The 26,553-nt window shown below is 42.8% G+C and carries 28 protein-coding genes and 1 pseudogene; 21 read left to right on the plus strand and 8 right to left on the minus strand.

Going from position 1 to position 26,553, the window contains the following annotated elements:
* The first annotated feature begins 134 nt into the window (after nt 1-134).
* From purT to gyrA, 4 genes are all read left to right on the plus strand, one after another.
* Entirely contained in the window at nt 135-1,316 is a 1,182-nt protein-coding gene (gene purT, locus CEF13_RS11895) for a formate-dependent phosphoribosylglycinamide formyltransferase (RefSeq protein ID WP_102710882.1), read from the plus strand.
* A 71-nt stretch (nt 1,317-1,387) separates the two neighbouring features.
* Nucleotides 1,388-1,675, plus strand: coding sequence for a DUF3886 domain-containing protein (locus tag CEF13_RS11900; protein WP_102710883.1), 288 nt, complete (start codon nt 1,388-1,390; stop codon nt 1,673-1,675).
* A gap of 1,115 nt (nt 1,676-2,790) precedes the next feature.
* A complete protein-coding gene (parE, locus tag CEF13_RS11910) occupies nt 2,791-4,761 on the plus strand; it encodes a DNA topoisomerase IV subunit B (RefSeq protein WP_102710885.1) in 1,971 nt (656 codons plus the stop codon).
* Between the two features lie 11 nt (nt 4,762-4,772).
* Nucleotides 4,773-7,235, plus strand: a complete 2,463-nt coding sequence (gene gyrA, locus CEF13_RS11915; protein WP_102710886.1) for a DNA gyrase subunit A — start codon at nt 4,773-4,775, stop codon at nt 7,233-7,235.
* Here the strand turns inward: gyrA and CEF13_RS28775 are convergent.
* On the minus strand, nt 7,216-7,383 hold the full coding sequence (locus CEF13_RS28775) for a hypothetical protein (protein ID WP_166742836.1): 168 nt from the start codon (nt 7,381-7,383) through the stop codon (nt 7,216-7,218). The two genes, gyrA and CEF13_RS28775, sit on opposite strands and share 20 nt — an antisense overlap.
* 201 nt (nt 7,384-7,584) lie before the next feature.
* On the opposite strand from CEF13_RS28775, the gene CEF13_RS11920 reads away from it, so the two are divergent.
* Complete coding sequence (locus CEF13_RS11920) at nt 7,585-7,989, plus strand: MarR family winged helix-turn-helix transcriptional regulator (RefSeq protein ID WP_102710887.1); 405 nt, start codon at nt 7,585-7,587, stop codon at nt 7,987-7,989.
* A 23-nt stretch (nt 7,990-8,012) separates the two neighbouring features.
* On the opposite strand, the gene CEF13_RS11925 is transcribed toward CEF13_RS11920, so the two are convergent.
* From CEF13_RS11925 to CEF13_RS11935, 3 genes are read right to left on the minus strand one after another with little or no spacing between them, the layout of a single operon-like run.
* On the minus strand, nt 8,013-9,281 hold the full coding sequence (locus CEF13_RS11925; RefSeq protein ID WP_102710888.1) for a CapA family protein: 1,269 nt from the start codon (nt 9,279-9,281) through the stop codon (nt 8,013-8,015).
* 23 nt (nt 9,282-9,304) lie between these two features.
* The gene (locus CEF13_RS11930; protein WP_102710889.1) at nt 9,305-10,015 is read right to left on the minus strand and encodes an RluA family pseudouridine synthase; all 711 of its coding nucleotides are present in this window, start codon (nt 10,013-10,015) and stop codon (nt 9,305-9,307) included.
* A complete protein-coding gene (locus tag CEF13_RS11935) occupies nt 10,015-10,881 on the minus strand; it encodes a class I SAM-dependent methyltransferase (protein ID WP_102710890.1) in 867 nt (288 codons plus the stop codon). Before CEF13_RS11935 ends, CEF13_RS11930 begins: the two co-directional genes overlap by 1 nt.
* Before the next feature lie 193 nt (nt 10,882-11,074).
* Between CEF13_RS11935 and CEF13_RS11940 the strand changes: the two genes are divergently transcribed.
* From CEF13_RS11940 to CEF13_RS11985, 9 genes and pseudogenes are all read left to right on the plus strand, one after another.
* Nucleotides 11,075-11,266 carry a hypothetical protein gene (locus tag CEF13_RS11940; protein ID WP_102710891.1) on the plus strand — a complete coding sequence of 64 codons (192 nt, stop codon included), beginning with the start codon at nt 11,075-11,077 and terminating at the stop codon, nt 11,264-11,266.
* Nucleotides 11,267-12,125: 859 nt separating this feature from the next.
* A complete protein-coding gene (araA, locus tag CEF13_RS11945) occupies nt 12,126-13,616 on the plus strand; it encodes an L-arabinose isomerase (protein WP_102710892.1) in 1,491 nt (496 codons plus the stop codon).
* A gap of 157 nt (nt 13,617-13,773) precedes the next feature.
* Nucleotides 13,774-13,998, plus strand: a complete 225-nt coding sequence (locus tag CEF13_RS11950; protein WP_102710893.1) for a spore coat associated protein CotJA — start codon at nt 13,774-13,776, stop codon at nt 13,996-13,998.
* Between the two features lie 2 nt (nt 13,999-14,000).
* Complete coding sequence (locus tag CEF13_RS11955; protein ID WP_102710894.1) at nt 14,001-14,264, plus strand: spore coat protein CotJB; 264 nt, start codon at nt 14,001-14,003, stop codon at nt 14,262-14,264.
* A 50-nt stretch (nt 14,265-14,314) separates the two neighbouring features.
* Nucleotides 14,315-14,884, plus strand: coding sequence for a manganese catalase family protein (locus CEF13_RS11960; protein WP_102710895.1), 570 nt, complete (start codon nt 14,315-14,317; stop codon nt 14,882-14,884).
* Between the two features lie 204 nt (nt 14,885-15,088).
* On the plus strand, nt 15,089-15,412 hold the full coding sequence (locus tag CEF13_RS11970) for a hypothetical protein (RefSeq protein ID WP_102710897.1): 324 nt from the start codon (nt 15,089-15,091) through the stop codon (nt 15,410-15,412).
* 248 nt (nt 15,413-15,660) lie between these two features.
* A pseudogene (locus tag CEF13_RS29190) lies at nt 15,661-15,909 on the plus strand (CPCC family cysteine-rich protein); the annotation flags it as partial.
* Between the two features lie 362 nt (nt 15,910-16,271).
* On the plus strand, nt 16,272-16,820 hold the full coding sequence (locus tag CEF13_RS11980; protein WP_102710899.1) for a VanZ family protein: 549 nt from the start codon (nt 16,272-16,274) through the stop codon (nt 16,818-16,820).
* 64 nt (nt 16,821-16,884) lie between these two features.
* A complete protein-coding gene (locus CEF13_RS11985; RefSeq protein WP_102710900.1) occupies nt 16,885-17,442 on the plus strand; it encodes a helicase in 558 nt (185 codons plus the stop codon).
* Nucleotides 17,443-17,626: 184 nt separating this feature from the next.
* Here the strand turns inward: CEF13_RS11985 and CEF13_RS11990 are convergent, their stop codons facing one another.
* From CEF13_RS11990 to CEF13_RS12000, 3 genes are all read right to left on the minus strand, one after another.
* On the minus strand, nt 17,627-19,387 hold the full coding sequence (locus CEF13_RS11990) for a SulP family inorganic anion transporter (RefSeq protein WP_102710901.1): 1,761 nt from the start codon (nt 19,385-19,387) through the stop codon (nt 17,627-17,629).
* Between the two features lie 175 nt (nt 19,388-19,562).
* Nucleotides 19,563-19,892 carry an ArsR/SmtB family transcription factor gene (locus CEF13_RS11995; protein ID WP_102710902.1) on the minus strand — a complete coding sequence of 110 codons (330 nt, stop codon included), beginning with the start codon at nt 19,890-19,892 and terminating at the stop codon, nt 19,563-19,565.
* Between the two features lie 517 nt (nt 19,893-20,409).
* A complete protein-coding gene (locus CEF13_RS12000; RefSeq protein WP_243864593.1) occupies nt 20,410-20,715 on the minus strand; it encodes a MerR family transcriptional regulator in 306 nt (101 codons plus the stop codon).
* A gap of 334 nt (nt 20,716-21,049) precedes the next feature.
* Here CEF13_RS12000 and CEF13_RS29450 point away from each other — a divergent pair, with 334 nt between their 5' ends.
* On the plus strand, nt 21,050-21,172 hold the full coding sequence (locus CEF13_RS29450; RefSeq protein ID WP_279588888.1) for a hypothetical protein: 123 nt from the start codon (nt 21,050-21,052) through the stop codon (nt 21,170-21,172).
* A gap of 493 nt (nt 21,173-21,665) precedes the next feature.
* On the opposite strand, the gene CEF13_RS12015 is transcribed toward CEF13_RS29450, so the two are convergent.
* The gene (locus tag CEF13_RS12015) at nt 21,666-22,871 is read right to left on the minus strand and encodes an IS110 family RNA-guided transposase (protein WP_102710904.1); all 1,206 of its coding nucleotides are present in this window, start codon (nt 22,869-22,871) and stop codon (nt 21,666-21,668) included.
* 395 nt (nt 22,872-23,266) lie between these two features.
* On the opposite strand from CEF13_RS12015, the gene CEF13_RS28780 reads away from it, so the two are divergent.
* From CEF13_RS28780 to CEF13_RS12035, 6 genes are all read left to right on the plus strand, one after another.
* Nucleotides 23,267-23,416: a DUF6440 family protein gene (locus CEF13_RS28780; RefSeq protein WP_166743015.1), complete on the plus strand. Its 150-nt coding sequence runs from the start codon at nt 23,267-23,269 to the stop codon at nt 23,414-23,416.
* A 154-nt stretch (nt 23,417-23,570) separates the two neighbouring features.
* Entirely contained in the window at nt 23,571-23,699 is a 129-nt protein-coding gene (locus CEF13_RS29455) for a hypothetical protein (protein WP_279589037.1), read from the plus strand.
* Nucleotides 23,700-23,858: 159 nt separating this feature from the next.
* Entirely contained in the window at nt 23,859-24,242 is a 384-nt protein-coding gene (locus tag CEF13_RS12020) for a hypothetical protein (protein ID WP_102710905.1), read from the plus strand.
* Nucleotides 24,243-24,327: 85 nt separating this feature from the next.
* Nucleotides 24,328-25,170, plus strand: coding sequence for a tyrosine-type recombinase/integrase (locus tag CEF13_RS12025; protein WP_102710906.1), 843 nt, complete (start codon nt 24,328-24,330; stop codon nt 25,168-25,170).
* A 139-nt stretch (nt 25,171-25,309) separates the two neighbouring features.
* Nucleotides 25,310-25,909: an SMI1/KNR4 family protein gene (locus CEF13_RS12030; protein ID WP_102710907.1), complete on the plus strand. Its 600-nt coding sequence runs from the start codon at nt 25,310-25,312 to the stop codon at nt 25,907-25,909.
* 137 nt (nt 25,910-26,046) lie between these two features.
* The gene (locus CEF13_RS12035) at nt 26,047-26,505 is read left to right on the plus strand and encodes an NUDIX domain-containing protein (protein WP_244917072.1); all 459 of its coding nucleotides are present in this window, start codon (nt 26,047-26,049) and stop codon (nt 26,503-26,505) included.
* Nucleotides 26,506-26,553: the final 48 nt, after the last annotated feature.

Consider the following 26,553-nt stretch of genomic DNA (forward strand, 5'->3'; position numbering starts at 1 on the left):
CAATTCATGAAAAAAGTTGATTTTTGCATAGGGAACCTCCACAATGGAAGAAAAAAACGAACCGACGCTCTATTGCACATTATGTTCAGATGCGATAGAGAAGTCGGCTTGCTTCCAGGAGGTTCTCTTTCGTTATGTATGGATCACCATTAACATCAAATGCTCGTAAATTATTGCTTCTAGGCTCTGGCGAGCTTGGAAAAGAGGTTGTTCTGGAGGCTCAGCGATTAGGCGTCGAGACGATTGCAGTAGATCGTTATGCGAACGCACCAGCAATGGCGGTTGCCCATCGCAGCTATACGGCAGACATGCTGGACGGAGAAGCGATCCGGCGAATTATTGAGCAGGAGCGCCCTGATTATATTGTTCCTGAGATTGAAGCGATTGCAACAGAAACATTGCTGGAGCTGGAACAGGAAGGACATCACGTTATTCCGACGGCTCGCGCAGCACGCTTAACGATGGACCGCGAAGGAATTCGCCGCCTTGCTGCAGAGACGCTGGAGCTTCCAACTGCTCCTTATCGGTTTGCGGATTCGCTCGAAGAGCTGACGCAGGCGGCAGCCGAGCTTGGTTTCCCGTGCGTAATCAAACCGATAATGAGCTCATCAGGCAAAGGACAGAGCGTATGCCGATCAGAGGCGGAACTGGAGAGCTGCTGGAGCTATGCGATGGAGGGCGGCCGAGCGAAGAAGCAGCGCATTATCGTAGAAGGCTTTATCACATTCGAATCCGAAATCACGCTTCTGACTGTAAGATCTGTATCCGGTACGAGCTATTGCCCGCCGATCGGTCATGTGCAGAAGGATGGCGATTACATCGAATCCTGGCAGCCGCATGAAATGTCAGCGGAGCAAATCGCGCAAGCAGAACAAATTGCGTTGCGAATTACGGATGAGCTTGGGGGCTATGGCATTTATGGCGTTGAGCTGTTCATTACGCAGGATGGCGTACTCTTCAGCGAGGTTTCTCCGCGTCCGCATGACACAGGCATGGTAACGATGGCAACGCAGGATTTATCCGAATTTGCGCTTCATGTGCGCGCGATTCTCGGGTTCCCTATTCCAACGCTTCGTTTGCTGTCGCCAGGCGCTTCTCATACGCTGAAAGCGGATCGTGAGTCCTCTTCATTCCGAATTGGCGGTATTGAGGAGGCTTTGGCTGTTCCTAACGTGCAGGTTCGTCTATTCGGCAAGCCGGAGACGAAGGTAGGCCGTCGTATGGCCGTTGCGCTCAGCACGGCGTCAGATGTCGAGCAAGCGCGCCACACGGCTCGCATTGCCGCTGAAGCTCTTTATATCGAATATGATCATTAATTGTTAAATAAATAGGCATTTAGATGTGTTGAATCAGAAGTTCAGTTTAAAAACGAGGGAGTAGAACGACGATGGCCAAGAAACGCAAACAAACGAACCAGCATCCAGCAAAGCAGCAATCTCAGCAATCTTCCAAAGCTGAAAAAGATAACCCCGTATTGCTAAATGAGCTGCTTAATCCTGAGATTGTAAGCAAGCTTAAAGCGCAAGCAGAGGAAATGAAGCAGACCGAGGCCAATAAGAAAGAGGAAATTCGCAAGCAGGAGGAAGAGAAGAAGAAGCAGGAACAGAAGCGGTTAGAAAATGATTTTGCTTATTTGCTGGACAATAGTGATCCATCCTGGTCTAAGCATAAATAGCAGGATTAGGTGGAGGATGTCTTCTTTTCTTCAAAATGCATACAGGGATTGCCTGAGGATGATAATACAACGCTGCTTGGCATTTGTTGTGTCTTGAATCCAAAGGCTTTGCAGCCTTTAGGGGATTTAGGGTCCCATGTCACATAATAATGTTTGCATTTCAAACAATTTATACGCTGTATAGGGTTCATTTGAATACCTCTTTTATCCGTGAAGGGTTTATCCATACATTACAATTAAGTATTTATGGTATACCATCTGGCGCTATTGAGCAACAGCTTCACGGATAATGAGGATGTGAAAGAAAGTAGACTTCATTCCGCTTCTTGTTTTGCAGTACCTCACTTTATCCCTCCCTAATACCCATGTTGCCTCCTGCTGTACTCATAATTTGAACAATAAAATAAACCATTATTTCAATCCCGAAATACTTTTCAATCCCGAAATACCAGCTTTAACGCTTGTTTGAAGTGGTTAATTATGAGATAAATATATGCTATCATACATAAATCCGATTAAACTGCAAAACATGCTAACAGCGTATCCTTGTGGAGCTCCTTTATGCAATTGGTTGTATTGTCTGTGTTTAACCGTTTGTTCTGTGGTCGAAGCTTATATAAGAACAGCGTTTATTTATGAATTGAGTTACAATATCATTTCGACAGAATGCCATTTATTATTTCGGTCGCTTGCTTGCAACTGGCAAAGTATTCGATTTAGTGGGACAATTATAGTTAGAAATCAAATTTGTTTTCAAGAACCGTTGTTAGTGAGTCTGCCTAATGTTATTATCACAACTATGTGGTAAGAACAATTATCGAAAACGGTATTATAGCTTATTGAACAGTATTCGGAGTGGTGCCGCGTAACAGTTGCATTATTATCAGCTCATCGTTAATATAATGGTTCGCCGTGAATTCGATGCTGTACAGTTATTTTGGCTGGGGACACCGAACGTAAATGAGGGACAATCGTTTCCGAAATCTCTAATTGTGCTTACTTGATAGGGGCCTTTTGCAGCAGCCATTTGCTTTGAAGTCTTTACGAAACAGGACATTTTGAATTAAAATAGCTTGAAGATACGGAAACGCGTGACTACAGATTGGGGGACGCTCATGACGGAGCAAACAGATCTCTTCGCAAATACAGCGGCCGCAAACCGAAATTACGAGGCCGATGACATACAAGTGCTTGAAGGCTTGACCGCAGTTCGCAAAAGACCGGGCATGTACATAGGAAGTACAAGCAGCTCTGGACTGCATCATTTGGTTTGGGAAATCGTTGATAATGCGGTAGATGAACATTTAGCTAAATTTTGTTCGGCTATTGATATTACGTTGCACAAGAATGGTTCAGTAACGGTTCATGATAATGGACGGGGCATTCCTACCGGCATGCATAAGACCGGTATACCGACACCACAAGTTGTTTTTACGATTCTGCATGCAGGAGGCAAGTTCGGCGGCAGCGGATATAAGAAGTCAGGAGGCTTGCACGGCGTTGGCGCATCCGTTACTAACGCATTGTCCGAATGGCTTGAGGTAGATATTTATCGCGATGGCAAAATTCATAGACAGCGTTTCGAGTATTGGGTAGACGAAGCGGGCAAGGAGCATGTCGGTGAACCCGTACGCGGCCTGGAAATTATCGGTACAACAAATCGCACGGGAACGAAGGTTACGTTTAAACCTGACGGCCGTGTTTTTCAGAATGGGACAAACCTTAGCTACGACACATTAGCAGAGCGGCTGCAGGAAATTGCTTTTTTGAACTCGGGACTGAAGGTATCGATCAAAGATGACCGCAGCGGCAAGCATGATGAGTTCCATTATGAAGGCGGCGCGCGGCAATTTGTTCAATTTTTGAATGAGGACAAGACTGTGCTGCATGATGTCATTCATTTTGCTGGCGAACGTGATGATATAGAGGTTGAGATTGCGCTGCAATATAATGACGGCTATACCGAAACCATTGCTTCGTTCGTTAACTCCATCCCTACACGCGGCGGCGGAACCCATGAGACTGGTTTTAAAACCGCTTATACTCGGGTCATGAATGATTATGCACGCAAAGCTGCTATGCTTAAGGAAAAAGACAAGAATCTTGAGGGCAATGACCTTCGTGAAGGCATGATGGTCGTCATCAATATTAAGATGTCTGAGGTGGAATTCGTCGGCCAGACGAAAGATCAGCTCGGAAGCTCATCTGCAAGAAGCGCAGTAGATGCGATTGTTTCGGACAAAATGCAAGTGTTTCTTGAGGAAAATCCGCAAGTAGCCCAAATGCTGCTTAAGAAGTCGCTGCAAGCATCGAAAGCGCGCGAAGCAGCGCGCAAAGCCCGCGAGGAAATTCGCAGCGGCAAGAAAAAGAGCGAGAGCTCTAACCTGAACGGCAAGCTTACGCCAGCTCAATCCAAGGATTATACGCGTACAGAGCTGTTTATCGTGGAAGGCGATTCTGCAGGCGGTTCAGCTAAGCAGGGCAGAGATTCGAAATATCAGGCTTTGCTCCCGCTCAAAGGCAAGCCGATGAATCCGGAGAAGGCAAAGCTGCTTGATATATTGAAAAATGATGAATATAAAGCGATTATCTCCGCTATCGGCGCCGGCGTCGGCTCCGAATTTGTGGCAGAAGAATGCAACTATAATAAAATTATTATCATGACGGATGCAGATACAGACGGCGCTCATATTCAAGTGCTGCTGCTTACTTTCTTTTATCGTTATATGAAGCCATTAATCGATTTGGGACGCGTATTTATCGCTCAACCGCCATTGTATAAATTAACTCGTAAATCAGGTAAGCTGGAGACGATTCGTTATGCATGGACGGACGAGCAGCTCCAAAACTATTTGAAGGAATTCGGTAAAAACTATGAGCTGCAGCGTTATAAAGGGCTAGGCGAGATGAACCCCGATCAGCTGTGGGAAACGACGATGGATCCTGAGAAAAGAACGCTGCTTCAAGTTCAAATCGAGGATGCCGCGAAAGCCGAGCGGAGAGTATCGACCCTTATGGGAGATAAGGTCGATCCGCGTAAACGCTGGATTGTCGAGAATGTCGACTTTATGGAATATGAGGAATAGGGGGCTGACATATGAGTATGCTGGAACAGTTTTTGCCAGCGTTTCTTGAGGAAGTAGTAGGAGATCGCTTCGGACGCTATTCAAAGTATATCATTCAGGACCGGGCGATTCCTGATGTTCGAGATGGCTTGAAGCCCGTGCAGCGGCGTATCCTTTACGCGATGTACGATTCTGGCAATACACCGGATAAGCAATACCGCAAATCGGCCAAAACGGTCGGTGACGTGATGGGTAACTATCACCCGCATGGCGATTCATCGATTTATGAAGGCATGGTTCGGATGGCTCAGCCTTGGAAGATGGGGCATCCTTTAGTAGATGGACATGGAAACTGGGGCTCGCAGGATGACGATCCCGCTGCAGCGATGCGTTATACGGAAGCACGTTTATCGACGATCGCGATGGAACTGCTGCGTGATATCGAGAAACGGACTGTTCAATTTAAGGATAATTTCGATAATACGACAAAGGAGCCGGTTGTACTGCCGTCGAGGTATCCCAATTTGCTCGTCAACGGGACCAGCGGCATCTCTGCCGGCTTTGCTACGGAAATACCGCCCCATAACCTTAGAGAGGTCATCGATGCCTGTATCGCCCTAATGGGGCGTCCTGAGATGACGCTTGAAGAGCTGATGGCTTACGTGAAGGGACCCGATTTCCCAACTGGCGGAATCATCATGGGTGAAGAAGGTATTCGTGATGCTTATGCTACGGGCAAAGGGCGAATCTATATTCGAAGCAAGACAGCGATTGAAGATATGCGCGGCGGCAAGCAGCAGCTCGTTATTACAGAAATTCCTTATCAGGTCGTTAAGTCTCGGCTTGTTACAGCGATGGAGAACATCCGCATCGAGAAGAAAGTAGAAGGCATAGCGGAAGTGCGCGATGAGAGCGGACGCAATGGTCTACGAATTGTGGTGGAGTTCAAGAAAGATGCGGACGCGCAAGGAATACTTGCCTATTTGTTTAAGAAAACCGATTTGCAAGTTGCTTATAGCTTCAATATGGTAGCCATTGTGAACAAAGCGCCAATGCAGCTTGGAATAAAGCAAATCCTGTCGGCGTACATCGAGCATCAGAAGGAAGTTGTCACATTCCGCACGAAGTACGATCTGGAGAAAGCTGAAGACCGTGCACATGTTGTAGAAGGGCTTGTAAAAGCACTCAATATATTGGATGAAGTCATTGCAACGATCAAAGCATCCAAAAACCGCGCCAATGCGCAAGAGAACCTGATTGCAACTTATGGCTTTACGGAGCGTCAAGCGGATGCGATTCTAACCTTGCAGTTATATCGCTTAACGAATTTGGAAATTACAACGCTTGAGAAAGAGCTGAAGGAAGCTCAGAAAAAAATTGCTTACTTAAAGTCAATTTTGGCAAGCGACAAGAAGCTGATCGGCGTGATAAAGGATGAGCTGACCGAAATTCGCACCAAATACGGTATTGATCGCCGTTCTGATCTGCGAGGAGAAATTGAGGAGCTTAAGGTTAATCTTGAGGTAATGGTGACGTCCGAGGATGTTCTGGTTACGCTTAGCAACGATGGTTATGTGAAACGGACCAGCATGCTTTCCTTTACGAGATCAGGCGGAGAACTGGAAAGCTCCGGCGTCAAGGGCGGTGACTTTATTCGAGATCTGCTTGAGGTCAATACGATCGATAATCTTCTATTGTTCACCCGCAAAGGCCAATATTACTTATTGCCTGTCCATCAAATTCCTGAGTTTAAGTGGAAGGATACGGGAACAGCAATCGTGAATGTGGTTCCGATTCCGAAGGATGATTCAATCGTAAGCGTCATACCGATTAAAGATATAGCAGCATCGACCGCTTCACTCGTATTTGTAACGAAGCGGGGGCAGGTTAAACGAACAGAGCTTAAGGAATATGCAACGACAAGATCAACGGCTGTCGCAGCCTGCAAGGTAAGTGATGGCGATGAAATTATTCGTGTCGTTCTCAGCGACAGCGCTAAACATATTCTGCTCGTTACGAAGCTTGGGATGAGTATCCGGTTTGTGGAGACGGAAGTAAATCCAATGGGTAGAGTGGCTACTGGTGTAAGAGGCATACAGCTTAAGGATGGAGACGAGCTTATCGCCGCGGAATGGGTTGCAGAGGATGAAGGCGAAATACTCGTCATTACGGATATCGGCTTTGCCAAACGATCCCTTCTGCTCGATTATCCGATTCAAGGCCGGGGCGGCAAGGGCGTTCAAACCTTTGAATTTAAGGAAGGCAAGCGAGTTCGTCCGAATGGATCAGCGCTTGTGGCTGCCCATTATTGCAAAGAAGCGAAAGAGATCGTAGCCATAACCGCATCTGGAGCTAAGCTTGCAGCTCTCTCTGAGAAAGCTCCAATTGAGGATCGCAAAGCGATAGGGAAATTAATATTCCCTGTAGAGAAGAATGATCTTATTACGAGCACGCTCACTCGTCCTATTACGGACACTAATCAAAAGGGCGATTAGGCGGATCAAACCGTTCGATCACTTCTAAAATAGCTTCAAGCATGACCCACAATGGTACTAGCTCATCCGGGCGGTCAAGCCATTGTGGGTCTTTTATGATGCCATATTCTTTTGTTTTTTTGATGATAGCCGCTTTTTTTTCATCCACCTGGGTCACGCTCCTTAACCGTTGTATAAAAGACATCATTCTGGGCTTTCGCCACATTGTATGTCTAATGCTGTCAAATGGTTCGGTTTTGTATCGATTAATAGCGCAAATTATTAATTGTATTAACCTTTTATTCAACAAAAAAGACTGATATAATAAGAAACAAATAGGTGAAATTTGACAGGAGGCAGGTGTGAGGGCATGTTAACTGATGAATTTACTCGATTGTGGACGAAGCTTTCGCGAGAATGGAAAAACAATTTAGAGCAATCACTTGCTCCTTTAACAGAAGGGCAACTGAATGTGCTTGAGCTGCTGATGCAGCATCAGCCGATGAAGCCATCGGATCTGCTTCAATATTTGTCTACTACGCCTGCAGCAATAACAACGCTGCTTGATCGAATGGAACGCAATGAGCTGATTGAACGGACGAGAGACGATAATGATCGAAGAATCGTATGGGTGAATCTTTCGGAGAAGGGCAAGGCTGAGACGGAACGCGGAACAGCGATTCGAACTGAAATCATGGAAATGTCGCTGGACCGCATATCCTCTCATAATCAGCAGCTGCTTGTTTACCTATTAGGGAAAGTGGCCAATCTTTAACGAAATATAATGCATTTCTCTGTTTATTTCATAGAATCAAGCCGATTGCGCAGCAGCACACTGTCTTTCTTGAGCATTTCGTAGTCGGCTTTCGTGAGTAAGGTATCCTTTGCATCAGCTAGCGTTTCTTCAACTGGCAGAATGCGGTACCGATAGGAATTATCCGGCTTATATCTGTGCACCCAAGTAGGAATAGACTCGATTTCAGTAAAATCTATCGTTCCATCGGACATATTTTTACGGATGCTTACTTTAAAAATAACCCCGTAATCCTTCGTTTCGCCCCGCTGATTTGAAATGAAATTACCCATAGAATAAATAATAAGGCCTTTTCTGGCATGACCGTTCTGATCTGTAGTTTCGAGAACCTCGTAAGGCTGAACAACGTGCGGATGTGAGCCTGCAATAATATCAGCGCCTGCTGCGATAAGAGATCTTGCGAGCCGTTTCTGTTCGTCATTGGGCTTTAGCTGGTATTCAGTGCCAAAGTGGAGAGATATAGCTACAAAATCTGCACCTGCATCACGGAGGCGCTTAATATCATCTTTTATTTTTTGTTCATTAATAAGAGAAACAAGATATGGCTTGCCGTCAGGTAAAGGAATGCCGTTCGTTCCGTACGTATAAGCTGCTAGTCCCATCACAATGCCATTTTTCTCAGACAGTGTAAGACTATCTGCTTCTTCTTGCGAGGATGCTGTACCAATTGGCTTGAAATCAAGACTCTTCAGGTTTTTTATGGTTTGAAGAATCCCTCTCTCGCCTTTATCAAGAGAATGATTATTAGCATTGGTAAGGAAGTTAAAGCCTGCATTCTTCAATGCTTCTGCTAATTCAGTCGGCGCATTGAAGGTTGGATATCCGGTATATCCGAATTCAACTCCTGCAATTGGTGTTTCCAGATTAGCGATTACCCAATCTCCTTGCTGTAAGATCGGCTTGACTTCTTCAAAGAAAGGATCAAAGTTATAGCGATTTGTTTGTTTGTCATAAGCGCCGGGAAGCTGAGGTGTATGCATCATTACATCGCCAACCGCAATCCATACGGCATCTGCATATTCGGGCTGTGGGGGAGCGTGAGAGGGCTCGGTTTGGATTGGCTCTTGAGACGGCGGTGTAGGTGAGAATACAGGTTGATCATCGGGAGCAGGTGATGCAGTGGCTGCAGTTTCAGTTTCAGCGGGAGAAGAAGCCCTCTCTGTGACAGAGGGCATGAGAAAAATGATCACAAGTCCGATCAAGGATAACAATAATAAGAGGGTATTGGTCTTTCGATGCCGTTTGCGGCGCATTTATGGATCTTCCTTCCTTTTTGCTAGCTGCTTAACCTTTTGGAGGCGGATTCTAGCTGTTCCTTCGTCCACCAGCTCCAAGCGACTGAACCGCTTGGAATAGAATGGAAGCTCATTGTTTCCTTTGTGACAGGATGAGGAGCAGATACGGAGGTTGACCATAAAGCAATGCTGTCAATATTGGAAGTTGGTCTAGATCCATATTTGAGGTCGCCGACAAGCGGACAACCGATATGAGCCATTTGTGCTCTTATTTGATGCGGCCTTCCGGTATGAAGCCTGATTGCAATAAGAGAGCAGCGTTCTGATGCCGCCACAATCTCATATTCTAGTATCGCTTCCTTCGCTTCAGGAGTTGGTTTGTTAAAAACGGTAACCTGGTTTTGTTTGCTGTCTTTGCGGATATAATGAGTTAACCGCGCTTGCTGCTTAGCAGGAGTACCTTGAACCACACATACATATGTTTTGCCGAAATCACGATTTCGAACGGACTCGGACAGCCTGGAAGCTGCCTTTGACGTTTTCGCAAAAACCATAACGCCGCCTACCATCCGGTCAAGACGGTGAACAAGACCGAGAAACACGTTTCCCGGCTTGTTATATCTTTCTTTTAAGTCCTGCTTTAACAGCGAGAGCATATCAGGGTCTCCTGTTTCATCCTCTTGCGAAAGGATGCCAGGCGGCTTAACGACGGCCAGCACATGATTATCCTCATACAAAATAGGAATGGACATTACTTAGACTCCCAACGGCCCAAGATGCCGCATGGCAAATTCAGTCCTGATTTCGTAATAGGCAGTCCAATCTCTCCGCAATTAATTTCTCCGCCGTATTTGGCATTCATCGTCATATGCAGCAAATTGTGAAGCACAGACGGGGATAGTCCGGTAGTATAAGAATTAATTAGCAGAAATAAAGGGTTATCGGACAATATCGATGTACAGGATTGAAGAAAAGGAAAAAGATTTTCTTCAAGCTTCCATGTTTCACCATTAGGCCCACGCCCATAAGAAGGAGGGTCCATAATGATTGCATCATATTGCTTGCCGCGGCGCTGCTCGCGCTGAACGAATTTGAATACATCATCTGTTATATACCGAATCGGTGCTGACTCGAGGCCGGACAGCTGAGCGTTGTCCTTTGCCCATTGAACCATGCCCTTGGCTGCGTCAACATGGCAAACCTCAGCGCCGGCAGCAGCAGCAGCAACAGTTGCTCCGCCTGAATAGGCGAATAAATTGAGCACGCGAATCGGACGTCCAGCAGCTCTGATTTTATCCATCATCCAGCTCCAGTTAACAGCCTGTTCAGGAAATAATCCAGTATGCTTGAAATTAGTCGGTTTAATATGGAAGTTAAGCTCACCGTATGAAATGGTCCAGCGCTCGGGAAGCGTCGGGTTCATCTGCCATTGGCCGCCGCCAGCAGAGCTGCGATGGTAATGCCCGTCTGCTTTTTTCCAAAGTCCTGTTTCATTCGTAATTGGCCAAATAATTTGCGGATCAGGACGACGGAGTGTATAATTTCCCCATCTCTCTAGTTTATCTCCATCTCCCGTATCTATTACCTCGTAATCTACCCATTTATCTGCAATGTACATGTTTTTTGTAACCCTTCCTTGACGTGATTTTTGTAATATAATAATGTCATCGATAATTATTGTAGACAACACTTGATAATTATATCGAAGCTAACACAATGAAGCAATGAATCGAGAGAAAAGGACTTCGTTTTTATTTCGTGGAAATAATTGGACGGCAAATGATTTACATTAAAGAGGAGTGATTCCGTTGATGAGTTTTGAATGTGAGTGTGGAAATAAGACCGTATTATTCGCTACTGGAGATCGAGATGAGCAGGGACGAGAATTCATAGAGGTTGAGGACGATGACCGTCTAACCTTTAAAGTAGGAGATAAAAGTGTTCTGTTTCGCTGCTCTTTTTGCGGATATACATATCGTCTAGAGCAATATCCGGATCGGTAAAGGACCTACTTGTCTGCTTATGGTCAAAAATCAGCAGAAGCAAAATTTTTCACGTCAAACCTAAGAACAACACATGGATTAGCTTAAAACAAAACACATATATGTAAATGCTGCTAACCGAAACAAGACTCAAGTAGCCAAACTCAGCATCCGAAATATGAATTAACTCCTTCATTCGAAATAGTGATTAATTACTTCAATAAGATTTGTTCTTGATGCTATGTATTCTGATTTAGCAGATGCGCGAGTGTAGATCGTATGAGTTAAATGGAATTCCTGCATATAACTAACTGATTTCTGCTTATTTGCTCGGTTTAATTGTATTTCCTACATCTAATTAACTGATTTCTGCGTATTAGCACGGTTTAACTGTATTTCCTACATCTAATCGGACAAGTTACTATACTGTGACGGCTTTATCGCTATATTAGCTGTAGGATTTACAGCTAAACACTTCTTTGGAATAGTATTGAGACTAATTAGCTGGAGGTTTTGCAGTTAGTTGTATGTATGTTCCACAGGGTCAATGGAAATGTAGTATATGAGCTGCTGATTAACCCGAAAAACTATCCTTAAAGCGCAGCATTCACTCTTTCAACAAAATAGATTTGAATTTTATATGGATAGGATATTGAAAACCTTTTCTATTCAGAGTATGATAAACCTATATTAGGTTGTATGTACAAGTGCTTCGTCATACCTGTAATAATTAGCGCTAATGTCCGTACAAGTAAAACTTTTATACTCTATTTTGTGAATGTTACCCGAATGCTTACGAAGTAGTTTTGCATTCGCAAAACTTAGGTGAATGCTTACGAAGTAGTTTTGCATTCGCAAAACTTTAAGGAGGAATTATTCAATGTTACAAGTTAAACCTTATCAATTTTGGTTTGTTACGGGAAGCCAGCATTTGTACGGACCGGAAACACTTGAGGAAGTTGCTCAGCATTCACGCATTATTACGGCGGCGCTGAATGACGATTCTGCAATTCCTTTCGATATTGTATACAAACCTGTAGTTACAACTCCTGAAGATATTTTCAAGCTTTGCTTGGAGGCGAAAGCAGACGAAAGCTGTGCAGGCATTATTACGTGGATGCATACCTTCTCTCCGGCAAAGATGTGGATTCATGGCTTATCTGAGCTTCGCAAGCCGCTGCTTCATCTACATACACAATTTAATCGTGATATTCCGTGGGGCGAAATTGACATGGATTTCATGAATACAAACCAATCTGCGCACGGTGACCGTGAGTTTGGTCATATTTTCTCAAGGTTGGGTCTTGAGCGCAAAGTTGTTACAGGTCACTGGGAAAATGGACAAACACGTTCCCGTATTGCAAGCTGGATGGGTTCAGCAGTTGCATTCAACGAAGGACGTCATTTGAAGGTTGCTCGCTTTGGCGATAATATGCGTCAAGTTTCCGTTACAGAAGGCGATAAAGTTGAAGCGCAAATTAAGTTCGGCTGGTCGATTAATGGTTATGGAATCGGCGATTTAGTTGCTCGCATGAATGATATTTCAGACTCGGATGTAAAGCAGCTGCTAGAAGAATACAGCGAGCTGTATGACATTTCTTCTGAGACACGCAACAATGCCGCTTCGTGGGCATCGATTGGCGAACAAGCACGTATCGAGCTAGGACTTAAAAGTTTCTTGCAAGAGGGCGGTTTCTCAGCCTTTACTACAACTTTCGAAGATTTGCATGGCATGAAACAGCTTCCGGGTCTTGCAGTTCAACGTTTGATGGAGCAAGGCTACGGCTTCGGAGGCGAGGGAGACTGGAAAACTTCAGCATTTACTCGTCTAATGAAGATTATTGCTAACAATAAAGGAACATCCTTCATGGAGGATTATACTTATCATCTTGAAGAAGGCAACGAGCTCGTTCTAGGCGCGCATATGTTGGAAGTGTGCCCTACTATCGCAGATACCCGTCCGAAGATTGAAGTACATCCGCTTGGCATTGGCGGTAAAGCTGATCCGGCACGTATCGTATTTGATGGTCGCTCAGGCGCAGCTGTTAATGCATCATTGATTGATTTGGGCAATCGTTTCCGTCTTATTATTAGTGAAGTGGATGCGGTTAAACCGACTCATGCTATGCCAAATCTTCCTGTAGCTCGTGTACTGTGGAAGCCGCAGCCATCACTGCGCGATGCGGCTGAAGGCTGGATTTATGCAGGCGGTGCACATCACACAGTATTCTCTTATGAAGTTACAACGGAACAGCTTGTTGATTGGGCTGATCTGGTTGGCATCGAAGCTGTTGTTATCGATAAAAACACAACGATTCGCGGTTTGCGCAACGAGCTTCGTTGGAATGACCTTAGCTATCGTATCCGTTAATAGAACGAATTGATAGAAGAAGAGCTGTCTCAAAAAGGTTTTTAACCTTTTGAGACAGCTTTTTTGTGTAGTGATAAGAAATTATATATTTGTAATGTTGAGCAAGCTGTCTATCATACAATTAATCGGAGAACATCACCGAAAGGAGACTTCGATCGTGAATGATCAGACACGCTATTATAAGCCTTTCGTCAGTCCGTTTGATCCTTGTCCGCCAATACGAATAAAGAGCTTTAATGTGGGTCCTCAATTGTTCATTACATTTCAACCCCCCAATTTACCGCAGTTTTCACCCTTTGATGCTCTAAAATACGGAACGCTTTGGCCAGCATTATTCAGTCCGTACGGTCCAAAAAATGACAGGCCAGAAGAAGGTGAATAGAGATGGAGAAAGTGCTGGATGAGGCCTATTATAAGCTGCTGCATGAATTGCAAGCCGTAGATTTTGTGTTGGTCGAATTGAATTTATATTTGGACACGCATCCAACAGATTCAGATGCGATTCAGCAGTATAATCATTTTGCGGAGCTGAGGCAAAGAATTGCAAACCATTACGAATCGCAATATGGTCCGCTTATGCATTTTGGCCACAGTTATTCGAAGTCGCCTTGGCAGTGGAATGAAGCACCTTGGCCGTGGCAGGTATAGTGCGATTACGATAGGTATGAGTTAAGGTCAACGAATAGGAGGTTCAATTCATGTGGGTTTATGAGAAAAAACTCCAATATCCCGTTCGAGTCAGTAAATGCGATCCTCTAATGGCTAAATTTCTAATGGAGCAATATGGCGGGGCGGATGGAGAACTGGCAGCTGCCTTGCGCTACTTAAATCAACGATATACGATTCCGGATAAGGTAGTTGGATTGCTAACCGATATTGGCACAGAAGAATTCGCCCATCTTGAAATGATTGCCACCATGGTCTATAAGCTCACAAAAGACGCAACACCTGATCAACTCAAAGCAGCTGGATTAGGAGCTCATTATGCTGCCCATGATAGCGCATTGTTCTATGAGAGCGCAGGAGGTGTACCTTTTACGGCTACCTACATTCAAGCCAAAGGTGATCCGATTGCTGATCTTTATGAAGATATTGCGGCTGAGGAGAAGGCGAGGGCTACCTATCAGTGGCTCATTGATCTGACAGATGATGTAGATCTGCAGGACAGCCTAAAGTTTCTGCGAGAGCGTGAGATTATACATTCACTGAGGTTTCGTGAAGCGGTTGAGATACTTAAAGAGAAGCGGGATGAGAAGATTTATTATTAGAAATGAACCTCTTTGCAGCGATTCTTGGCTGTGGGGAGGTTTTTTCTTATATTTGCTTACTCATGTTATTAAGCTAATGGGCAGGATAGTTCAACAAAAGGATAGAAATACACTTTCTAAAAAGGTGAAATATTGGTATTTTGTTGATAAACTCGTGTAAAGTTAAGAGTACGGTTCCCATCCACCGATACTTAGGAGGTTTTAATGAAACGAGCATGGAAGGTATCGCTAATAGTTTTGGGCTTATTGCTCATTTTGTTGGGTGTGACATGTCCAGATGATGACGATTACAGAGCGTGGCTTGCAGAGAGGCATGAAATTTTTTGCGAGGTTGGTGGGCCTGACCAAATTATCGTATGCAATCGAGGCGAGAATTCGGTGGAGTGGCAATCTAAGCACGTTCGATCTCTTCCTTTCTACATGCAGGTGGAGGATAATTATTCCGAAGGAAATAAAGCGTTTACCGTTCGCGCATTCGGCATCTTGAATCACTTCTTTGATTACTCGGAGTTTACCGTAGACGGCTGACCCAGAAGAGGCCTATCAGATCGTTGTACGCTTCAATGTTCACCGTTCCCACAGCAGTACGGAGAGCAACCCTATAGGGATGGCTCAAAGCTACTTAGCTAACTTAACGGGGAACTATAGCTTAACAATCACCAATTCGAGGCTGCAGGCATGAAACGGCAGCCTCGTTGAACTATCGGGCAGTTTAGTGCAATTAGAGGTTATGTGTTTTAAGATAGAGAAAATCGTAATGGAGGTATGATGTAAAAAAATATACATGCCCATGTTGCGGTTACAAAACGATAGACAGTGACGAAGATTATGAAATCTGTCCAGTATGTTTTTGGGAAGATGACCATTTTCAAAAAATGAATGAATATGATTTAGGAGCCAATAAGATACCATTGTTAGAGGCACAAAAGAATTATCTGAGGTATGGTGCTTGTGAGGAAACAGCGACTCAATATGTTAGGAAGCAAACAGAGCAGGACAAAAGAGACCCTGTTTGGGTATCAATTAATGATTGTTTGTACGAGTTTATTCTAGCTTGTCGTAAGTTTATTGAAGGTAAGTACAGTATCGCTGAATTGCAACATAATTTTTCCTGGATAACAGTGCCTGACGATATAGAAGGAGAACTAAAACAAATAGATATCAACTTAGATATGATTAGATATTGTACTTTAGAGCACATGCAGCGAGATGAAGCGCTGCATGTGGTCAATGAATTGCTAAAAAAAATGAATATTACCATTGAAATAAATAGGTGAATTTTTGAACAATCGGGCATTAAGCACGTAAAATTGATTTTTCACTCAATGAACTCAATTTATTAACTGAACGTCAGAGAATAAGCAGGGATGAAGTAAGTGGAGGTATTATGAATAAACGAGAGCGATTTAAAACAATCTTTTTATATGGTGTTTTCATTTGTTATATAGTTTTTTTAATTAAATTATTGTTATTATCAAGAATTTCACTTTTGGAGATGTTTAATAGTCAAAGGACTTTAAATAGGTCAATTAATCTAATTCCCTTTTATAGTATAAAGGAATATATACTTGGCGGTTCTGCGACTATAAAAAGATTTGCTTTTAGTAATGTGGTCGGTAATATTGTTATTCTTATTCCTCTTGGTACTTATTTGTCATTATTCAAAAAGGACAAAAGAGTAATAACCAATCTGTTGTTTATATTCCTTGTGAGTTTATCTGTTGAAATCACTCAGGGGCTTTTAGGCATCGGAACATCAGACATTGATGACATAATTTTAAATTGTATGGGTGGATGGATTGGTATTTTAGGGTATAAGTTTTTAGCGTTTATATTACGAGATGAGAAAAATGTACGTACCGTAGTCACAATACTATCTGCTATAGGGTTACCTGTAATATTATACTTATTATTCATGGTGAATTTGAGGCTCTAAATTGCGCTAACAGATTATATCGGTTTTGCAGCCTATCTCCCCAATTTGTTAGGAGTGACTATGAATGCGTATCGAAAATGAGAAAATATATCCCAATTGCGAAATCATTACAAGGACAGTAGAGGTTGGCGGACTTACGAAATCGCAGCTTATCGAGAAATTGCAACAATACTCTATCTTGATGAATGAGTCTGGAGAGAGGCTATTAGCTGATGATAAATTTACGACTTCTGATACAAAGTACAGCCTGCAGACCGTTGAACTAACCGTTGGCGACCTTGGCTTTCATGATGGAGCTACTACGGCTCAGATCTTTAAAAGAGCGAGCGAACTTGGTTTGGAATTGTGTCCGCTTGAGCTGGGGCCTCACCTAAGACTGGAGTATCTGGATCAGCCTGAAGGTTATTTTGGGAATCCTTTACGGCGACATCAAGCTCCAGCTGGCTCCATCACAATAGCATCGGAGATACTATCTGAAGACGATGACTTTCCGAAAGGTTTATATCTTAGACGAATTAACGGCGTGTTGTGGCTCCGGGGATACCGTGCTGATCATCTGCACGTTTGGAATCCTGGTGATCATTTTATCTTTTGTCAAACAAAAAAGAACTTAAAGGAGTGAAAAATTATCAGAGATTACCCAGATATTTTACTAAGCTAACGGGTAACGTTAGTTAAACACAAAATGGAGCAGATGCAGTCGGCAGCTACTCCATTTTTTATTACGCTAACGGGCAGAATAACGTATTAAGTTGCATATCCATTCACCTCATTTCGTCTTTGGAGCACCCCGAATCGAGGATAGGTTATGTTCTTGCTGGATCTGGCTTCAAGCTGGATATCATTTCTTTTTGAGACTCTTTGTTAGATAATGAGATACATTCACGGAAAGCGAAATGTTTACAACCCAGACATTTATTCAAATCTAGTTGCAATAGAGCGAAGTCAAGCGCCTCACCCGTATGCTCGAATAAATGTTCAGCGCCAATTAGCGAATACAACGCTGTTTTTTTCAATACTTCCAAAGGCTGAGATTGAATTCCCGATATAAGAACCATCCCGCCAAACTTCTTGAAGTGTTTCACCAAGCTAGCCAGGTTAGACTCACCTGTTGTATCCATAAAGGGTACTTTTCCCATGCGCAGAAGTAACACTTTCGGCCTTAGATGAATGGTGTCCATGATCGACTTCTCAAACATGTTCGCGGCACCGAAGAAGAGGGGGCCTTCTATGGTATATATCCCGATTTGTGGACAATCATGGCTTTCCGTTACCATATGGGCTTTCACTTTTTCATGTTTAGCTTTTGGGTCAGGCAATACTTTGGAAACTATTAAGCCGTCACTCATTCTTTTCACAAACAGAAGAACGGCCAAGATTAATCCGACTTCAACTGCAGTCGTTAAATTCGTAAAGACAGTTAGGAAAAAGGTGATGAGGAGGACTACGGAATCGCTCGTTTTGGTTTTCAAGACGTGGGCGAATTCTTTTCGTTCACTCATATTCCAAGCAACCAGCATCAGAATAGGTGCCATACTAGCAAGTGGGATCTCCGATGCGTAAGGTGCAAACAATATGAGCACCAGTAATACAACAATGCCATGTATGACACCGGACAGAGGCGAGACCGCACCGTTTTTGATATTGGTTGCTGTCCGTGCAATGGCTCCTGTCGCTGGAATGCCCCCAAAGAGAGGGGTTATCATATTGGCGACGCCTTGCCCTATCAGTTCACGATTGCTGTTATGACGACTTCCGGTCATACCATCGGCAACAACCGCAGATAACAAGGATTCGATGCCGCCCAACATGGCAATAATAAAGGCGGGGCGAATCAGGGTTTCAATACGATCCCAGGTTAGATCAGGAAAATGGAAATGGGGTAATGTGCTTGGAATAACTCCAAATGACGACCCAATCGTTGATACGTCTCCTTTGAAGAATACTGTCGCCACTACAGTGGATACGACAAGCCCTACTAAGGAACCTGGTACCTTCGGTAGAAATCTCGGCGTTAGGAGGATGACCGCCAAACAAACCCCAGCGGTTATGACACTGTAAATATTTGTAGTTGTCAGATGCACCACAATTTCCTTCATGTTGGGTAGAAAATTCTCATGTTTCTCAATACCGATTAGCCCTAAAAAGTTGGCAATTTGACCGCTAAAGATGATCACGGCGATTCCTGCGGTGAATCCTATGGTTACAGGACGAGGGATAAACTTAATCAACGCACCAAGTTTAAATACCCCCATAAGAACAAGGATAATTCCCGCCAAAAATCCCGCGATCAATAAATTTTCGTATCCATATTGAATGACGATCGCGAAGAGGATCGGAATAAATGCGCCGGTTGGGCCACCTATTTGAAATTTAGAGCCTCCGAACAAGGAAATACAAATACCGGCAACGATGGTTGTATAAATGCCATATTCCGGTTTCACACCGGCAGCAATAGCAAACGCCATCCCTAATGGAATGGCGATAATGCCAACAATGAGGCCTGAAATGAGATCCTTACGGAATGCGGCTGCATGGTATCCTTCCAATCGTCCCGTCCATTTCATCTGATATACCTTCTCTTCTTCATATATTTGATTATTTGAATATATATGAAATGTTACTCCTGTCAACGATCAATGTCAATCGCTAAAATCGAACATTGCTTAGCAGGTTCCAGATTGAAAAACAAAAAAACAAGGTGATCCCTGGTGTTACTCACGGATGCCCTTGTTTTTTCGTTTATGATTCATTTCGAATGACCTCAAGTAATGAAATGGCATCAACTAGATGATTATCGAAGATCTGCTTCGTGACTGCTAGTAACTCCTTAATCAGCGGGTCCCGTAATGAATAAATGACCGAAGTTCCATCTTTTAAGCTCGTGACCACATTTTTATTTCGCAATACCGACAATTGCTGAGAAACGGCAGAACCTTCCGACCCCAAAATACTTTGTAATTCATTTACGTTTTTATCTCCTTCGCTCAGAACCTCAAGAATTCGAATTCTCATTGGATGAGCTAAAGCTTTAAAAAAATCGGCTTTAAACTGTTGAATATTTTGATTCATGGCGTATGCTCCCTTAATGTGTTTAAACTTTTGAATATATGAATATAATAGCACATATTTTCGAACCGAACATCGTGGAAGAAGGTACAATCCAGCACATCAATTGTTTTTTGGTTGTAACTGCTGTATATTTGAATATTTGATTATTTGATTGTTTGAAATCAAAACTTCACAACGCGCACAGCTTTCTGCGCGCGACGTTGTGAAGTTGAATTAATGATAATAAAGGAGTGGATGCGAATGCCAAACATTACGGGAAATGATTCACGACAAGATTCGCAATCCTTTTACGAACAGCATTAAATGAGAAGTTAGCGAACGGTGAATTGAAAATAATTGGTGGCGAGTATCATCTGGCGTCAGGGATGGTGACTTGGATCGACTCATCCCTTAGCGTATATTTACGTTAAAATGTTGCCGAAACCTCACTATGAACAAGTACCGGTGGTTTTTATTTTATCAAAGCACTCGGACCAGGTAAGACATTTATAGCTCAAGCCATCATCTAAAATTTGGATCATGGAGTTAATTTGTTTTTTTTCTCTTCAAGCTGCGTACGTTTTTCTCGCGCCATTTCCTCCCATCGCTCTGATGGCGGGAGCGTTTCGAAACCTTCGAGCAGCACGCCGATTTCTGGAATCGTAAAGCCGGTTTGCTGCGCAATTTTTATGAATGTGATTCGCTCAATTAGATTTTCAGCATAGCGGCGCTGACCGTTTATTCGTTCCGGTGGCGGCAAAAATCCAATAGATTCATAATAACGAAGCGTAGACGCGTTTATATCGGCTTTTGCTGCTAACTTTCCGATGCTGAGACTTGGCAAAGGAATTTACCTCCCCCTGACTTAAAGTTAACTTTAAGTTTTATAATAAAAGTATAGTCGGAATGAGGTGGTGGAGTAAATGAAAACAAGGAATGGCTAGCGGGGCTTGGTGTTCTTGGAGCATGCGCGCTATGTTGTGCAATACCCTTGCTTGGCGACGCGGCAGTTCTTGGCATATCTTCTTTCTTTTTAAATCCAGTGGTGATTGTGATATTGGCTCTTGTTCTTATTATTGTTGCAGTCGTTATTTATCAGCGCTGAAAGGCAAATGGAACATCGTGTATGAAACCAGGCTGCAGCTGCACTTCTTGTGCAAGTGGAAGGAGCTAAGCGTATGAAAAAAGAAATACCGGTTGCTTGCTGCCATATCGTTTTCACGAAAGAAGAACGTATAGATTACAAGGACGCTGGGGGCGAATTAGAAAAAAGAAGGCTAGGAGTTGCGGAGATTGAGTAAGGGTTTGAGTATCAATTTCCTAGTGATTCGGATACGCTGCGTCTGTTATATGATTGGATTAGCTTGGAGCGAAAATGCTGTCCGTTTTTAACGTTCACGGTTAGCGCAAGTCACGAAAACGAACCAATTTTGTTGCAGCTAACGGGAAATGCCGAAGCAAAGCTTTCTTACGTGATGAGCTCACGATAAATGAAGGACTCTATATAGACGATGAAGGAGCTGCCGTGGCAGCTTCTTTTTACATCTTTACAAAATATAGAATTTTGTACATATGTACTATTAGGCGTTGAACTAACGGAGAACGATAGTTGAACAAACATGGAGTAGTTTGCTGCGGCAGCTGCTCCCTTTCTTTGTTAAACTATACCAGCTAATAGCCTGTCAATATTTAATTATTAATGAAGTAAACGAAGGATGTTATACTGGTAAAAATGCATGACAAATAACCGCCCCAAAGAATTTGGGAAGGTTTTCCTCGATATCTAAACGTTGCTTATTCAGTCAATCGGAAAGGTTCTTTCTTGGTCAAAATCGCATATATCCAATGGATTAGTCTATTTACACAAGCGATCACGGCTACTTTAAATAGTTTGCCTTCTGCACGCTTTTTGTCGTAATAAGCTCTTATTCTCTTGTTACGTGAGCCTTTCAGTCCACACCTTACAGCTTGATATAAAGCTGTCCGAAGCCTTCTAGAACCACGTTTGGTGATTTTATTTCGGGTTGCTGTAAACTTGCCGGAAGAAAAGACGCTTGGATCAATCCCAGTAAACGCAACCAGTTTCTTCGCGTGATCGAACCGATCAATTTCTCCGACCTCAGCTAAAATTGTTGCTGCAATTTTGGTGCCAATGCCGGGTATCGATTGGATTAGATCGTACTCCATTAATTCTTCAGCCAGAGTTTCTATCGATTTATCCAGTTTCGTTAGATGCTCCTGGTACTGAAGAAGTAAATTAATGAATAACTCTAATGAGATTAAATGACTCGGAAAAGCGGTCTCTCTGAAGGGATTTCGCTTTGCAGCAGCCATTAGTTTCTGTGCCCGATCTAGCGACCACCGGTTCGAGGTAACATGTCCAACAAGGCGTTTTATGTTCGCCGTAACGTTTTCCTCGGACAACGCTAGCACCGATTGAGACGTTGGATACTGGGCCAGGAAACGAAGTGATACCTTAGAATAAAGGTCACCAAACACGCCATGATACTCTGGAAAGACTTGATCCAGTACCGCTTGAAACTGCAACTTTACCTGGACATATATTTCAGTCAGTGACTCATGTTGCCGTGTCAGGTAACGCAGGTTCATCAGATACTGACCCCGTTTTTTGTAAGGCTCCAGCTCTTCTTTGTAGAACATTTCGCCCAACTGGTATGCGTCAGCAACATCCGTTTTCACCTTACGTAAATTCATCTTTTTCGCTTGGTGTGAAATTAATGGATTGATAACGATATACAGATATTGATGATCATCTAGAAACTGAATAACAGGACTATGATAATGACCTGTTGCTTCTAACACAATGGCCGGACGCTGCCCAGCAAAGGACTCCACGTTTTGAGCAAAGCGGAGGAAGGATGCTAATCCCTCAAGATTATGCTCAAATCGAAAGGTCTTTCCGTAGGGCGTTCCTCGATCTGAAAAAGCTTGTGCATGACTTTCTCCTTTAGATACATCTAATCCAATGACAGGATTCATTCAATCACTCCTCATATTATATTCGCTGGCAACCCCTAACCTTCTTGTCGTCCACATTATCGCATGTGATTCGGGATCATGGTCCCAACCAGCCTAATCATGGTTTAACAAGTAGGGGGGATGAACTGTATAGCTCTCGGGATCTAGCTCCCACGGGCAGGTACGTTCTATCCCCGGCTACCGCTATCTTACGACCACACAAAAATGAGGTCCACCAGAAAGATCTGGTGACCTCATAATACGAACGGGCAGGTTAATGCAATAGGCTGTTTTCGAAAAAATGTTTCCTTTTTACTACTTTTTTAATAATTACCTGCTAAGATCATAGTATAAAAAGGTGTTGTTTGAAATTTCAGTAATAGTGTTAACATCTAACTGAATATGGAGGCGGAAAAATGTTTAATAAAGACTCAGAGAAGAATAAAGGCTCAAAGAATAGATTTGAAGAAATCCTTACAGAAAATGGCGTGGCTAATGGAAACAGAATAATAGTAGATAAAGAAACAGGAATTCATTATTTAACACACTTTATCTTGTTCAACTAACGGGGAACGATAGTTGAACAAACATGGAGTAGTTTGCTGCGGCAGCTGCTCCCTTTCTTTGTTAAACTAACTGGCAGTTTAATGAAACAAAAAGCCCAATCAATACGTATACATTATATGGAATTAATGGTAAGTGCAAGAAAGGAGGCCGACATTGAAACTGACATTTAAGCTTATTGCAGTGCTGTTAGGACTGTATCTTATTTATGAAGCTTACTCGATTTATACATTTACCGCCAGAAGTCCAAACGGAAGTATGGGAATTCGTAAGTTTTTTTTTTGATAACCTCTTCATTCCAGCGACAGATTTTCACTTACATGCGTATGGAATTTCCTTTTTCTTAGCAGGAGTTTTAATTGCATTAACCCCCTTTATTCGTATCAAACGAAAAAGCTAACGAGGAGCGATAGCTGAAATACAAGCTACTTAGAGGAGTCATGTATGAATTATTTGAAGCGTTATGTTTGGATTGAAGCTGAAGAATGGCTCGAAGACTCATGGGATTGTAACAATTGTAATACCGATGTTATTGTTGTCTATTCGGATCGCTCCAAATGGATTGCGAGCTTTTTCACTTATCTAAACATCGAGACGTTAAGGCAAAAGAATATACAAACTGGAGAATGCATGAACGGTTCGTATTTTTGGTCCAGCGACATGGTGTTAATTGACGTTATTAGCAGGGAAAGAATTGAACAACTTATCGAACATTTAATTGAACACGATAACTTTCAATCGGTTTTCAATCGGTACCCCGATGTAGATGTGGAAGAAGATGAGCACTATCCTGTTGGATTTTTTATTACTGAAGAGTCGCTGCGCTAACGGGGAACGCTATTATGAATCAATCGGTCTAAAACCTTTTATTAGAAGCAAACTAGAATTAACTGCTCTAATAGGAGGTTTTAATATGAATTTAAGTGAACTTTGGCGTCATTATGAGGCGGACAAGCGAATCCAAGGGTTTAGTCCAAACACATTAAAAGCTTATGCCCTGCAGCTTAATATGCTGGTTACTAATTTCGGAGATTTAGATATTTCTGAAATAACTCTGAATCTGCTTAAGGAATACCTCGCTAAGCATTCTGATCGATTGAAACCAAGTAGTCTTGGGCACCGCATCCGTTTTGTACGCTCCTTATTTCGTTTTGCATATGAAGAAACTTATTTACTTACCAACCCTTCACTCAAGCTACGTGAGCCCAAAATGGATAAGCGAATTCCTAAGTTTTTAATGGAGGAAGATGTAATCCATCTAAAAATCTCATGTCAGACATTCAGGGAGAGAGCTCTGCTTGAGTTTCTCTACAGCACAGGTTGCCGAATTGGAGTGGTCGAGAAGACAAACATTGAGGATCTGAACTGGGAGAATTGCTCTGCCATTGTTAATGGGAAGGGTTCAAAGCAGAGAGAAGTTTATTTCACCACTGAGTGTAAAGTATGGTTGAAGAAGTATTTAGCCAATCGTGAGGATTCATGTAAAGCCTTATTTGTAACTGATACAAAACCACTTAAACGTATGGCCATTCCAACGCTCAGATGGGCATTAAAGCGGCTTGCAGTTCGCGGAGAGATCGAGGCAAACGTGTACCCTCATCGATTTCGTCATACTTATGCGTGCCAGTTGCTTGATAACGGAGCACCGTTAGATTTTATTCAAGGCATGCTGGGGCATGAAAAAGCATCAACCACGCAAATTTATGCTCAGCTCCGCGGAGAGCGTCGGAGAGAACTTTATCGCCGATTTTTTTAGTATGAGATAGCAGTGGATTCTCCTCTAGAGTTCCGCCGCTATTAAACTAAAGGGCAGAATAGTTCAATAACATAGACTCTAAAACAAGGGAGAAATCACTTGAATAGCGAATGTAGTAATAAACGGAGGGGTGAAAATCATGAAAAATGACTATGACAAGTTTTGGGGTGAATCAGATTATTATACAAGTCCGAATCAAGTTTCGGACACTATGATTTGTGAAACAGAAAAACTCCTTGGCTATAAACTGCCGAATGCATATATTGAACTCATAAAATTAAAAAATGGAGGTACCCCCGTTAATACATGTTTCCCCACAAATACGGCCACCTCATGGGCAAAAGACCATATTGCCATTACCGCCATTCTTGGAATAGGAGGTATGTGGGGGATTGATTCTATTGAACTCGGGAGTAAGTTTATGATTGAAGAATGGGGATACCCTAACATTGGTATCCTTGTATGCTCATGCCCCTCTGGCGGTCATGATGCTATTATGATGGATTATAGCGAATGTGGAATTAATGGTAATCCAAAAGTGATACATGTTGATGTAGAGACATTTGATGAACCAAAAATTACAATACTTGCGGAGAATTTTGAAACTTTCATAAAAGGTTTGGTTCATGAAAAAGAATTCGCCCCATCTGAAGAAGAATTTAATAGTTATGATGTATCGGATGCGTGGATTGAGACTAATTTTTTGAATCATATGAAGAAGCAAAATAAAGACCAGTAAGATTAAGCTCCCATGGAAGAACGAAATCAGTTCCATAATCTGTGGTGTCGTGTGAGCGGCATGGATGGCTAACGGGCAGATTTGCGCAATAGTCACCTTTAACATTATGGTACAATTTGGGGAAAGGAGGGTTTGAAGTGACAGTTATTATTAATAAAGATGGCTACGAGTTTTTAGAGTGCATCTCATTGAATGAACATGAACTAAAGCATAACTCACCACTGGCAGGTTCATACGCCGTGGTTCGATTCGATAGTAAGTATCTGATTTGTTTTAATACATTGAGAAAACAGTGGGAAGTACCTGCTGGAGGAAGAGATAACAGTGAAACAGCTAAAGAATGTGCGATTCGGGAGCTTTTTGAGGAAACAGGGCAGGTTGTTAAGGATATGGAATTTAGGGGCCTACTGAAGGTTAGGAAACCAGATGGGGCAATAAAATATAATCCAATTTATTATGCAGAATTGGATAACGTAGTGCCGTTTAAAGAAAATGATGAGACAGACAAAATTTTATTTTGGAATTTAATCGATAATGTTGGCTATATCGATGAAGTTGACGAGGCGGTTCTTAGATGGTGTAAGTCATTGAGCTAACGGGACACGATAGCTCAATAAGAATTTAAGACGAGAAGCTACCTGCAC

It is taken from the genome of Paenibacillus castaneae (assembly GCF_002884445.1).
GTDB lineage: Bacteria > Bacillota > Bacilli > Paenibacillales > Paenibacillaceae > Pristimantibacillus > Pristimantibacillus castaneae.